Origin of the sequence: Soonwooa sp. (assembly GCF_030151385.1) — a bacterium.
Classification (GTDB): domain Bacteria; phylum Bacteroidota; class Bacteroidia; order Flavobacteriales; family Weeksellaceae; genus Soonwooa.
This window is the reverse complement of sequence record NZ_JASLDS010000057.1, coordinates 1-12,173: the sequence shown is the minus strand read 5'-3', so window position 1 is coordinate 12,173 and position 12,173 is coordinate 1. Positions and strand designations below refer to the sequence as shown.

12 protein-coding genes are annotated in these 12,173 nt (G+C 34.5%); 5 read left to right on the top strand and 7 right to left on the bottom strand.

Annotated elements, in window-relative coordinates:
* Together Q1V95_RS11020 and Q1V95_RS11015 are read right to left on the bottom strand one after the other, a co-directional pair.
* The coding region (locus Q1V95_RS11020) for a DUF3276 family protein (RefSeq protein ID WP_300673768.1) at nucleotides 1-117 on the bottom strand (117 nt) is incomplete at its 3' end.
* Nucleotides 118-255: 138 nt separating this feature from the next.
* On the bottom strand, nucleotides 256-1,944 hold the full coding sequence (locus Q1V95_RS11015; protein WP_300673766.1) for an ABC transporter ATP-binding protein: 1,689 nt from the start codon (nucleotides 1,942-1,944) through the stop codon (nucleotides 256-258).
* 151 nt (nucleotides 1,945-2,095) lie between these two features.
* On the opposite strand from Q1V95_RS11015, the gene mqo reads away from it, so the two are divergent.
* Genes mqo through Q1V95_RS11000 form a run of 3 tightly spaced genes read left to right on the top strand, consistent with a single transcriptional unit; the run spans nucleotide 2,096 to nucleotide 4,602 of the window.
* Nucleotides 2,096-3,589, top strand: coding sequence for a malate dehydrogenase (quinone) (gene mqo, locus Q1V95_RS11010; protein ID WP_300673764.1), 1,494 nt, complete (start codon nucleotides 2,096-2,098; stop codon nucleotides 3,587-3,589).
* Nucleotides 3,590-3,985 carry a hypothetical protein gene (locus Q1V95_RS11005; protein ID WP_300673761.1) on the top strand — a complete coding sequence of 132 codons (396 nt, stop codon included), beginning with the start codon at nucleotides 3,590-3,592 and terminating at the stop codon, nucleotides 3,983-3,985.
* The gene (locus tag Q1V95_RS11000; RefSeq protein WP_300673759.1) at nucleotides 3,985-4,602 is read left to right on the top strand and encodes a DUF1684 domain-containing protein; all 618 of its coding nucleotides are present in this window, start codon (nucleotides 3,985-3,987) and stop codon (nucleotides 4,600-4,602) included. The genes Q1V95_RS11005 and Q1V95_RS11000 overlap by 1 nt, the downstream gene beginning before the upstream one ends.
* Here Q1V95_RS11000 and recO read toward each other — a convergent pair.
* From recO to Q1V95_RS10980, 4 genes are read right to left on the bottom strand one after another with little or no spacing between them, the layout of a single operon-like run.
* Nucleotides 4,599-5,288, bottom strand: coding sequence for a DNA repair protein RecO (recO, locus tag Q1V95_RS10995; RefSeq protein ID WP_300673756.1), 690 nt, complete (start codon nucleotides 5,286-5,288; stop codon nucleotides 4,599-4,601). The genes Q1V95_RS11000 and recO overlap by 4 nt on opposite strands.
* Nucleotides 5,288-7,519: a T9SS type A sorting domain-containing protein gene (locus tag Q1V95_RS10990; RefSeq protein WP_300673753.1), complete on the bottom strand. Its 2,232-nt coding sequence runs from the start codon at nucleotides 7,517-7,519 to the stop codon at nucleotides 5,288-5,290. The genes recO and Q1V95_RS10990 overlap by 1 nt, the downstream gene beginning before the upstream one ends.
* 1 nt (nucleotide 7,520) lies before the next feature.
* Entirely contained in the window at nucleotides 7,521-8,471 is a 951-nt protein-coding gene (locus tag Q1V95_RS10985; protein ID WP_300673751.1) for a metallophosphatase, read from the bottom strand.
* Between the two features lie 7 nt (nucleotides 8,472-8,478).
* Complete coding sequence (locus tag Q1V95_RS10980; RefSeq protein ID WP_300673748.1) at nucleotides 8,479-9,225, bottom strand: 5'-nucleotidase; 747 nt, start codon at nucleotides 9,223-9,225, stop codon at nucleotides 8,479-8,481.
* A gap of 161 nt (nucleotides 9,226-9,386) precedes the next feature.
* Here Q1V95_RS10980 and dapA point away from each other — a divergent pair, with 161 nt between their 5' ends.
* Nucleotides 9,387-10,259, top strand: a complete 873-nt coding sequence (dapA, locus tag Q1V95_RS10975; protein WP_300673746.1) for a 4-hydroxy-tetrahydrodipicolinate synthase — start codon at nucleotides 9,387-9,389, stop codon at nucleotides 10,257-10,259.
* A 33-nt stretch (nucleotides 10,260-10,292) separates the two neighbouring features.
* A complete protein-coding gene (locus Q1V95_RS10970) occupies nucleotides 10,293-10,787 on the top strand; it encodes a GNAT family N-acetyltransferase (RefSeq protein ID WP_300673744.1) in 495 nt (164 codons plus the stop codon).
* Here Q1V95_RS10970 and Q1V95_RS10965 read toward each other — a convergent pair.
* Complete coding sequence (locus tag Q1V95_RS10965) at nucleotides 10,763-12,079, bottom strand: Na+/H+ antiporter NhaC family protein (RefSeq protein WP_300673742.1); 1,317 nt, start codon at nucleotides 12,077-12,079, stop codon at nucleotides 10,763-10,765. The two genes, Q1V95_RS10970 and Q1V95_RS10965, sit on opposite strands and share 25 nt — an antisense overlap.
* Between the last annotated feature and the right edge of the window lie 94 nt (nucleotides 12,080-12,173).

The window sequence follows — 12,173 nt, the reverse complement described above, 5'->3', positions numbered from 1 at the left end:
CGTAAGATAATAATCTCCAGCTTTTGTCTCGCGCACATCAAAGAAATAGGTTCTTCTACCTGCCTTCAATACCTTTGTGAAAATTTCATTTTCGTGGCGTTCCTTGTATTCACTCATTTGTACGATATTTTTGAAATCTGTATAAACAAATATAATAGAATTCTGCTTAATTCAAAATGTTTTTTGAATTATTTATAAAGAAAAATAATAATCACTAATAAAAAACTCTTTTTTTTTGATAAATTAAGAGTATTTCTATGCTAGGTAAAGGATTTTGTCTGCACGTTTTGCACTTGATTCTCTGTGTGTTATAATGATAGAAGTTGCAGATTGTAGGTCGTTTTCGATATTTTGTAGAATATTTTCCTCCGTCTCCGTGTCTAGAGCGGACAAGCTATCGTCAAAAATCAATATTTGTGGCTCTTTAATAAGGGCTCTCGCAATGCAGATTCGTTGTTTTTGTCCACCAGAAAGCATGACACCACGTTCTCCAACAATAGTCTCATATTGATCTCGGAACTCGATAATATTTTTATGAACATCTGCTTTTTTAGCATATTTAATAATCAAATCTTCTCCCGGATTGTCAATTGCGAAGCCGATATTGTATCCAATGGTATCAGAAAACAGATAACTCTCTTGTGGAATGTAACCGATTTTTTGACGATAAACTTCCAAATTATGATCTTTTAGGTTTTTACCATCGATTAAAATCTGTCCTTCGTCTGGATCAATTAAACGGCCAAGAAGAAGTGCAATCGTAGATTTTCCACTTCCCGTTTTTCCCATAATGGCTAATGTCTCGCCTGCATTAACTTTAAAGCTTAAATTATCCAAAGCTTTGATGCCCGTATTTGGATAAGTGTAACTTACATTCTTGAATTCTATATCGCCTTTTATAGAATAGTTTTCATGGTTGGTATTAGCGATATCCGACTTCATGTCCAGAAACTCATTAACACGCTGCATAGACGCTTCCGCACGTTGATTGACAGATGTAACCCAACCTACCATTGAAAATGGCCAAATGAGAATATTAATGTATAAGAAGAAGTCCGCAATAGTACCGACACTCATTTTGCCAGCGATATACTTTTGACCACCGATAAAGATAATCGCGACATTAAGGAGTCCAATCACAAAAAGTATTATCGTGAAAAAGTAAGCTTCAGTTTTTGCTAAGTCAAGTGCTTTATCTTGATAGTCTTTAACTTTGATGCCATAATTTTTTTCGATGTATTTTTCTTTGCTAAAATATTTAACAACACGGATACCCGAAAAACTGTCCTGTACAAAAGTTGAAATTGCAGATTGACTTTTCTGCATTGTTTTCGATTTTTGATTGATGACATTGCTGACTTTATAAATAACAAATGACAATATAGGTAGCGGAACCAAAGTCCAAAACGTCATTTCGACATCCGTCATCAACATATAGGTGCTTGTGATAATCAGTAAGATTGCCAAATTAACAACATACATAACACCTGGACCAAGATACATTCTTATCGCTACAACATCCTCGCTTAGACGATTCATAAGGTCACCGATAGTAGTCTTTTTATAATCTGTCAGCGATAAATCTTCATAATGGCGGAAGATTTTATTTTTTAATTCATATTCTATTCGGCGAGATGCTACAATAATAGTTTGTCGCATCATGAAAGTGAAAAAACCAGACAGTAAAGAACACAATAGCAAAATTCCAGAGTTAATAAAAATAATTCTGAAATAAGACCAATTGGCTTTTACGTTTTCGATGATTCCAGCTTGTTTCGAAAGTTTGAGCGTGTTGTAATTGGCCTCAATAATATTGATGGTTTGTCCAACAAACTGTACTTTATATATTGTGAAAAAATTGCTGAGTATAATAAATAAAAATCCCCAAAATAGAAGTACACGATGCTTCCAAAAATAAGGATTTAGAGTTTTTAATGCTTTCATTATTTAAGGCGTTTAGGCATTAAAAAAGACTAAACTTGGCTGTAAATTTACGAAAATATTTTTCAAGAAAATGAGCAAATTAGTTGGTCAAATTGTCCTCTTTGGTATGAAATTTTCTTAAAACTTTAGCAATAAACAATATAAATTTATAATGGATACTCCGAAACCAAAATACGACCTTGTACTAATAGGCGGTGGTATTATGAGTGCGACATTGGGAACAATCGTTCACCAATTAGAACCCAATCTTAAAGTTGCAATTTTTGAACGTCTAGATGATGTTGCTAAAGAAAGCTCTGATGCGTGGAATAACGCAGGTACAGGGCATTCTGCTTTTTGCGAGCTTAACTATACACCAGAGCAAAAAGATGGTAGCATCGATATTAAAAAAGCTGAAAAAATTGCCGAACAATTTGAAATTTCAAAACAGTTTTGGTCATATCTTATCGATAAAGGCTTAATCAGCAATCCTAAAGATTTTATTAACTCTTGTCCACACATGAGTTTTGTTTTTGGTGAGAATGATGTCGAATATCTTCGCAAACGCCATGCTGCAATGACGCAGTCGCATTTGTTTGAGGGAATGAAATTTTCCGATAATCATACGCAGTTGCAAGAATGGGTGCCTTTGATTATGAGAAAAAGAAGCGCTCAAGACAAATTGGCAGCTACGAAAATGGATTTAGGAACTGATGTTAATTTTGGAGCTTTAACAAAGAAATTGTTTAACCATTTGCAAGAAGATAGTAGTGTAGAGGTTTTCACATACCATGAGGTTAAAGATGTAAGTCTTCAAGATGATGGCGAATGGCGATTAAAAGTAAAAGACAGAAAAAATCTTCATACACAAGAAGTAGATGCAAGGTTTGTATTCATCGGTGCTGGCGGTTATGCTTTACCACTTTTAGATAGTTCTGATATTGAGGAAAGCCAAGGTTATGGCGGTTTCCCAGTTAGTGGACAATGGTTGGTAACCAAAAATCCTGAGTTAATAGCGCAACACAAAGTGAAAGCTTATACACAAGCAACTGTTGATGCGCCGCCAATGTCAGTTCCGCATTTGGATTTAAGAATTATTGATGGTCAAGAAGCTTTGTTGTTTGGACCTTTCGCGGGCTTTTCAACTAAGTTTTTAAAAGAAGGAAGTTACCTAGATTTACCAGAAAGCGTGAATTTTAAAAATATAAAATCTCTTTTTGGCGCTTGGTGGCATAATTTACCTTTAACGAGATATCTTATTCAGCAGGTTGCAATGACAAAATCTCAGCGTCTTGCGCATTTACGTGATTTCATTAAAGATGCAAAAGAAGAAGATTGGGAACTGAAAGTTGCTGGACAACGTGTACAGGTCATTAAAAAGGATGCAAAAGATGGTGGTAAGTTAGAATTCGGGACTGAAGTTGTGGTTAACAAAAACGGAACAATCGCGTCATTACTTGGTGCTTCACCTGGTGCAAGTACTTCTGTCTATGCGATGTTGGATGTATTAGAACGTTGTTTCCCTGACAGAATGCATGAAGGTGGAAAATGGATTGCTAAAATTAAGGAGATGATTCCTAGTTATGGCGTATCTTTGGCAACAGACAAAAACCTTACTGAAAAAGTAAGAGATTTTAGTAAAAACAAACTGGAGTTAAACTATTAAATGAGCACCACTAAAACCAAGCCTTTTATCGACGCCTCGCTTAGAGAAGCAAATAAAGAATTGCACATGATGGATAAAATCGTGATTGTGCATTGTCGATTCCAATCGGTTGGTTTTTTTGAGGAAAAAATTAGAATTTGGCAGTCCACTTTTTTGTATGACGATGCGAGTTCTAGCCTTTTAAGTGAGTTAATTCACTGTGAAAATATAAGTTATTACCCGGAATGGACTGATGTGCCGCCGGGTAAAACTTTTTTGTTTACTCTTTACTTTAGTGGATTACCGTCCGATTGCAAGAGTTTTACTTTAGCGGAAATAATTCCAGAAGCTAATGGTTTTTTTGTTCCAAATATCAAAAGGAATAAAAGTGATGTTTATAATATAATTATTGATTGATGAAATATTTTTTACTTGTTTTTGCTTTTTTGGGATTTTTAAATGTTAATGCACAGTCTACAAAATATTGGAAGCAAAGCGTTTTAGAATTTCAAAAAGAATTGAATAGAGAATATAAAACTGAAGGCGAATCACCTTTAAGAGGAGATAATTTTACCAATTTTAAAGAACATCCATTCTTTCCAATTAATAAAAAGTATTGTGTCATTGCAAGGTTTGAAAAGACAACTTCTGACCAAAAACTAGTGATGCCAACATCTTCTGGTAAATCAAAATCTTTTACAGAATATGGAAAGGCTTATTTTAAGCTAAATGGGAAAGTGCAAGTTGTGACTTTATATACTAATGATGCTTTGCAAACAAATCCCGAATATGTAAATCATGTTTTTCTACCTTTTGGAGATTTGACCAATTCTAACGAAACTTATGGTGGTGGAAGGTATATAGATTTAGAAAAAACGGATAAAACTATGATTGTCATTGACTTTAACAAAGCATATCAACCTTATTGTGCTTACAACGCATTTGATTACAGTTGTCCTTTAATTCCTAATGAAAACAAATTAGATGTTGCCATCAAAGCTGGCGTGAAGTATGATGATGTTTATCACCATTAAAAAATATCTTGAATGATTTCTAGAGATTTTGGTGTTTTAAAATCCACAAAATGGAAATGATAATACACCAGAAGGCTGTCTAGGAATTTCTGTCTTTGGTCTCGATTCAAGATTAAATCATAAGGATTTTCTTTGTGTAGATAAGCTTTCCAAATCATGGAATTTTCTTTATCAAAAAGATAATGAACTTCGGAATTGACAAAATTCCCCGTTTCTGGATTTAGATAATTTGCCTCAGACTCAAGAGGTGCCCAGCCTTGGATTTTAATAATCTTAAGCATCAAAACCAAATGCGCTTGCATATTGGATAATTCAACTTCTGATAAAAATTCAGAAATGGCATCATAAAGCTTTGGCTGCGCTTCGTTTTCATGTCGAAGAATTTGATTGAGTAAATCTGCCACAAAGAAAATAATCGCGTTGGCTTTTATATCTTGGTATAAATCCTTTTTAGAAACCGATTCGATATTAGAAGTCATCAACAATTCGGAATTGAATTTTCCTTTATTGGTTGACAATGCGATTTCATTTAACGGAAAAAGATAAGCTTTCTTTTTGTTTTTTATAGTGTAGATTCCTCTAATGTAGAAACTTAAATAAGCGCTTTCTTCTGTATAACAGTGGAGTATAGCATCATTATCGCCATATCTAACATAGGAGAGAAGAAAGCCCTTATATATTTCCATTAATTAACGACCGCGATTTTTGCAGTTTTAGTATCAGTCCCGTCTTCGTTGGTCATTAACACAAAGTAAATTCCAGAAGCCACACGAGAACCTTTTTGATTTAGTAGATTCCATTCGTAATAACCACCGCGAGCAACCGCTGTGTGGATTACATTACCTGTAGCATCTGTGATTCTGATATTTGTTTTCTCCGCTAAACCTCTAATTCGAACATTTCCTTTATAATTCGCATACACAACAGGATTAGGGTAAACTAAGACATCACCAAAATTACTGTTAACATCCGTTACATCACCTTGATAAACCATCACACCATCTAAGGTTACGAAATAGACTTTTCCAGTTTTTTCATCGATTTGGATATCGGTTACTGTATCTGTTGGTAAAGGGGAGTTGGCTTTTGTAAAATGTAAATAGGTTTGTTCACCACTAGGACTTATGTAGAAAACACCGCCACCAGCAACAGATATCCATTTTTGATTTCCAGAATCAACTAAAATTTGAAGGATTTCAGCATCTCGAAATAATTCTTCTCCTAGACCATTTTGTTCAATAATAATTGGGTCTGTTTGAGGAGATTGCTCGTTCATTGCACTTTTAGGATTGCTTAAGATACGAAGACCTTGTCTTGTTCCAATCCAAGCATTATCGTTTTTATCCAATGCCACACACACTACACCATTAGTTGGGAGGTTGTTTCCTTTTGCAAGTTTAATATTTTTATTATTACTTGATCCTAGAGAAGTGTTTGTATAATCCATTATACTCAATCCCCCATCTGTTGGGAATGGTCCTGGGATATAAAGTAAACCATCTTTAGCATTCGGTTTAGCAGCTCCACCTCCTGGTGATAAAATAACAGTCTTAAAGCTATTTGAACTTTGGTCAAAATAGGCATAACCGTTAGATGTACTATTTTGCATTGTGGACATTGAAACAATCAAATTACTTTTATCATCTATTGTTAAGCCTAAAGGTCGATTATAAAGAATATGATCATTTGGAAAAGTATAAAAATTTTTAACTGTATCATTCTCCATTCGATAGATACCCTTAAAATTGCTAAAAATATAGTTGCTAAAAAATATTTCTGTTGGTTTCGCAGGATTTATTATAGCATCGGTAATATTAAATGTTATCCCACTGGTTTTAAAATATTCTGGATAATTCCATTTTTGTCCATCAAAGTGATAGTATCCCAAATTTCTGTCCGCTGGATTATTATATGAGATCGTGCCTCCCGTTGAGATAACAATTTGGTTATTTAGCAAATTAATTCTCGAAGATATATTACTATATGGACCATCGGGTTTGAAGCTCGATTTGTTTTGATCCAGGATTCCATTAAGTTTAGTTGCTGAAAATAGTTGGTTATTAAAATAGTAACCAGAATTTACTTCTTCTGCAAAATCAGTACTGCCCTCAAGTGTTCCTGTTTTCGAAAAGGTATATAATTTTTGGCTGTCAGCAACAATAATATTTTGCGATGTTATAACCACATCTTTTATGCTGTTAAAGCTCTGTGGTAAAACATTTGTAGTACTAATGTCAGTACCATATCTTACTTGATTTGCTGTTGAGTAAGCGATGATATCCTTAGTAGCAACATTTGTAAATGCGCCAGCTGTTTGTGTTGTCCAACTTGTGTAAACAGGGAAAGTCGTATCAATTGCATGGGATAATAATCCATTATTAGTTGCAACTACTACTTTGTCATTAAAAATACCAGCTTCAAGTGCAGCATTATAATTACCTCCTGTATTGAAAAAAGCAGTATCTCCAAATTCTCGCTTATCCAAATTAAAAATCGAAACACCATAACCAACAGAGATAACAGCTTTGTTACCAGAGATTGATATGTGATTAATTTTTTTGTCACCTAGATATCCATTAGCAATCGGAATGTCCATAATCAAGAAAATTCCATTAGGCGTAATAACATCCATTGCGCCAGATTTGTAACCAACAAGCCCAATTTGCGTGTCAGGGTTGTAGTCAAAAGCCGTTATTTTTACTTCATGAAGACCGTTAGCTTTTGAAAGCTTTTTTATTTCTCCAGAAGTTGGATTATAAAAGAAAATTCCATTTTCTGTAGCGGCTATTAGTTTTTGACCATCATCTCTGATGGCTAGTACATTGTTGTATGAAAACAAATCACTCCATTTTGAAGTGTTTTGTGCATTAAGTGCTGCAACAAACAGCATGGATGTTAATAATAAAGCTTTTCTCATATTATGCAATTATGCTTTCATCTATAACTTGATTTCTCCAAGAAATATTTTTCACGGTTTTATCTTTATTAAAATAAAAATCAATTCGGCCCAACAAAAGTCCTGCCCAACCTACTTGATTAACCAAAACTTTTTTTCCGTCTTTGTTAGAAAAAGTTTCTGGCTCTGGAAGAAAAGTATGAGTATGACCTCCTAAAATTAAATCAATGCCCGAAGTTGAGCTTGCCAAAATTTTATCAGACATTCTTTCAGGTTCTTTTTCGTAATCGTAGCCAAGGTGTGATAGACAAATCACCAAATCACATTTTTTTTCATTTCTTAGAAATTGGCTGTATTGTTGTGCTATTTCAATTGGGTTAAGGTATTCCGTTTCTTTGTAATTAGCCTTTCCAACCAAACCTTTGAGCTCAACACCGAGTCCGAAAATTCCGACTTTTATTCCGTTTTTATCAAATATTTTATAAGATTCTGTTTTGCCGTCTAAAATAGTATTTTTAAAGTTATAATTTGAGCAAATAAATGGAAATTTTGCATTTGGTAAAACTTTAAGAAAACCTTCTAGTCCATTATCAAAATCGTGGTTCCCCATTGTAGACGCATCATACTTCATCATACTCATTAGTTTGAACTCCAATTCACCACCAAAAAAGTTAAAATATGGCGTCCCTTGGAAGATGTCTCCTGAGTCTAAAAGCAAAACGTTAGCTTCTTGATTTCTAATTTGTTGTACCAGTTTTGCTCTTCTAGCAAAACCGCCTTGATTAGGGTTTTTAGAATAAGAAGCGTCAAAAGGTTCGATGCGACTATGTTGGTCGTTGGTATGCAGAATTGTAAGTTTGGTATCTTGTGAAAGATTGGTTTTAGTAAAACTATTTGCCAAAACCAAATTCGGTGTCAAGCTTAGTCCTAAAGTTCCTGCACCAACATATTTTAAAAAATCTTTTCTGTTCATTATAGCATTATTTTAGGTCAAGACGAAGGTCTGTAGGGACTTTAACTTCTTTGTTTTCTTTAAATTTTTCTATGAAAAGTTCGCGCAGTTTGATGCCTGTACCAATCATTTCACCTTTCCCGAAAAAGTACATTCTGTCGCCTCCCATTGCAAGATAGTCGGATGTCGCAATATAATAGGTTTTGTCCTTGTCAATTTTTTGACCAGAAATTAAAGCCGTTTTAATCTGATTGCCCTCTGTTAAAATCGTAATATGAGAAACAGGATTATTGGTCTTTTCCTTAAGGTAATAGTCAAACAATCCTTGTAGATCACTTCCTTTAATTTTTACAATAACAACTTCATTTTCGAAAGGCATTACCTCAAAGATTTGTTTTATTGTAATATCTCCAGCAGGAATTATCGTACGAATTCCTCCAATATTAATGACAGCACCATCGATGCTTGGGATATTGTTTGTTTTTGCCCAAGCCAAAGCGCCTTCGTAAGTGTAATCTGTAAGAAGATTTCCCAAATTGCTGTTATCACCAGTTTTGTTAAGTTCCACAGAGGTATGGGAAATTTTGATGTTCATTTGTTTTTCAAGTTCGCTTTTGTAAGGTGCAATAACTTGGTCAAATGTCGCATCATCACCAATATTGCTATCAATAACAATATTCTTGTGCGTTTGGATATTGCTGATATTTTGTTGTGAGCTGCAAGCACTTAATAATGCGAGACCGACACCCAAAATATAGATTTGTAACCGCTTCATCTATCTAGATTCTTTTAAAAAGCAAATCTAAGAATTTTTCGCGACGCATATTGTTTCATAAATATTAGGTTATAACTAACAAATTTTGAATTTTTTGGGATTAAATTTAATTATAGAACCAAACAAAAACTTTAACTTTACAAGTAAATTCTAATTAAGATATGAGCAATTTAAAAGGTGTAGGTGTTGCTTTGGTAACACCCTTTAATGAAGATTTATCGGTAGATTTCGATTCTCTAACAAAGTTGGTAGATTATAATATCGATAACGGAACTAACTATCTTGTGGTTCTTGGTACAACGGCTGAGGCTGCAACACTTTCTGCTGAAGAAAAGAAACAGGTCATCAATCATATCATAAAGGTGAATAATAAACGTGTTCCGCTAGTTCTTGGGATTGGTGGTAATAACACGATGGAAGTTGTAAAACAAATCGAAGAGGCAGATTTGTCGGATTTTGATGCGGTTCTTTCGGTTTCTCCATATTATAACAAACCAAATCAGGAAGGACTTTATCAACATTATAAGGCGATTGCAGCAACTGGTAAAAATATTATCATTTACAATGTTCCATCGAGAACGGGACAAAATATCGAAGCAGATACGACTTTAAGATTAGCGAAAGAATTCCCGAATCTTATCATGATTAAAGAAGCAGCTCCAAATATTCTGCAATATTTTGATATTATCAGAAAGAAGCCTGCTAATTTTAATTTGGTTTCAGGGGACGACGAATACACACTTCCTGTAACTTTAGCTGGTGGTAATGGTGTTATCTCGGTAATTGGTCAAGCTTATCCAAAAGAGTTTTCGACGATGGTGCAATTGGCTTTCGATGGTAAAATTAGAGAAGCTTATGACATCCATAACAAGTTGGTAGACATTACAAGATTAATTTTTGCAGAAGGAAATCCTTGCGGTGTCAAAACGATTCTTGCTGAAAAAGGAATTATTAAAAATACTTTGAGATTACCTTTGGTAAAAGCGTCCGAAGGCTTGCAAGACAAGATTAAAGCTGAAATGAAAAATATTTAATTAATTGGGCTTCGGCCCATTTTTATTTTAAAAATGATACAGAAAAAACCTGCCACACAGTTTGATATTTGCCTTATTCAAGATTTGGCGAGACGTTCTTGGGAAGATGCTTATGCCGATATTCTTTCCAAAGAACAGTTAGAATATATGTTGGAAAAAATGTATTCGGAGCACGAAATTATTTTTCATCTTCAAAATCCCAATTACCATTATTTTATAATTTTGGACGATGAAGAACCGCTCGGCTTTGTTGGTTTCGAACATCATGTTGAATTTAATACAACCAAACTTCATCGCATTTATCTTGTGCCAGAAGCTAAAGGAAAAGGCGCAGGAAAATTTGGTCTTAATCTCGTTAAAGAACATACCCAATCTGTTGGCGACAATCGTATTATTTTAACCGTGAACAAAAATAATGTTGCGCGTCAATTTTACGAATCTCAAAACTATAAAGTCTATGGCGAAGCGGTTTTCGATATTGGAAACGGCTATGTAATGGACGATTATTTAATGGAATTTAATTTATGAGTTTGATTTCTGTTCAAGAAAATAAATACTAAAACGCAAATCAAAAGCAACCAAATATAATAAGATTGGCTAATGAGTTGGACGTAGTCAATCTTATTTTTTCCGTAACTCATCAAGATTAGGACTTGCGCACCATAGGGAATAATACCTTGGATGATGCAAGCAAAAATATCCAGTACAGATGCCATTTTTCGAGGTTCAAACTCATAATGTTCGGAGACTGGTTTCGCAACTTTTCCAGTGATTAAGATTGCAATCGTATTGTTCGCGATACAGGCATCCACAAGACTTACTAAAACACCCATTCCCAACATTGCGGAAAATCTTGATTTTATTGCTTTCAAAATTTTATTTAAAAGATATTGTATGCCACCTGCATATTCGATTATTCCTGCTAAACCACCAGTTAATAAGGACAAAAGGAAAATCTCGGTCATAGAGGTAAAACCATCGTAACTTTCTTTTGCAAAACCTAGCAAATCCATGCTGTTGTTTGATAGTCCAATAATTCCCGAAACAACGATACCAATTATTAAAACAAAGAAAACATCGAGTCCTGCAAAAGCCAATCCTATGACCAAAATGTATGGAATTAAAAGATAAAAACTGCTGCTTTGTCTCGATAAGTCCTGTATTTGGGTAACTTCTGAATTATTAAGGAGTAGAATAACAATTGTGATTAAAAACGCTGGTGCCGCAATCCAAAGATTGGTTCGGAATTTATCTGACATTTTGCTTCCTAAAGATTGCGAAGCTGCAATTGTCGTATCCGAAATCACTGAAAGATTATCACCAAACATTGCACCTGTCAATAAGGACGCAGCGATGAGGTTGACATCGGCGCCACTTTTTGTTGCCAATTCGATAGCGATTGGGCCAAGTGCAACAATACAACCAACCGAAGTTCCAGATGCCAAAGATAAAAACGAGGCTAAAATAAAAATGCCGAGCGCAATATAATTAACAGGAATATATTCTAAACCTAAATTCACGATGGCATCAACACTTCCCGACGCTTTAGAAACTGTCGAAAATGCACCTGCCAAAAGGTAAATAATACACATTGTTAGCACATTTTTGTCACCCAAACCTTTCAAGAATTCGTCCATTTTTGTTTTAAATGGAAGTTTGATAATTAGGAAAGCGGTGATAATTCCTAGTGTCATTGCAATAGGAGAGGGCAAGGCGTAAAAGTCGTTAAGATAAATTCCGGCTCCTAAAAAACTTAGGACAAATACTAAAAAGGGAATTAAGCTGATAAAGCTTTCGCGAGGTTTATGTTCTGTTGTCATACGTCGTTATTTGGCGAAGTCAGCAGAAGATAGTTCAACATTTTTTCCAAAAATTGGCTTATCGTTTTAGCACCTTGCTTGTTTTGCAGGTTGC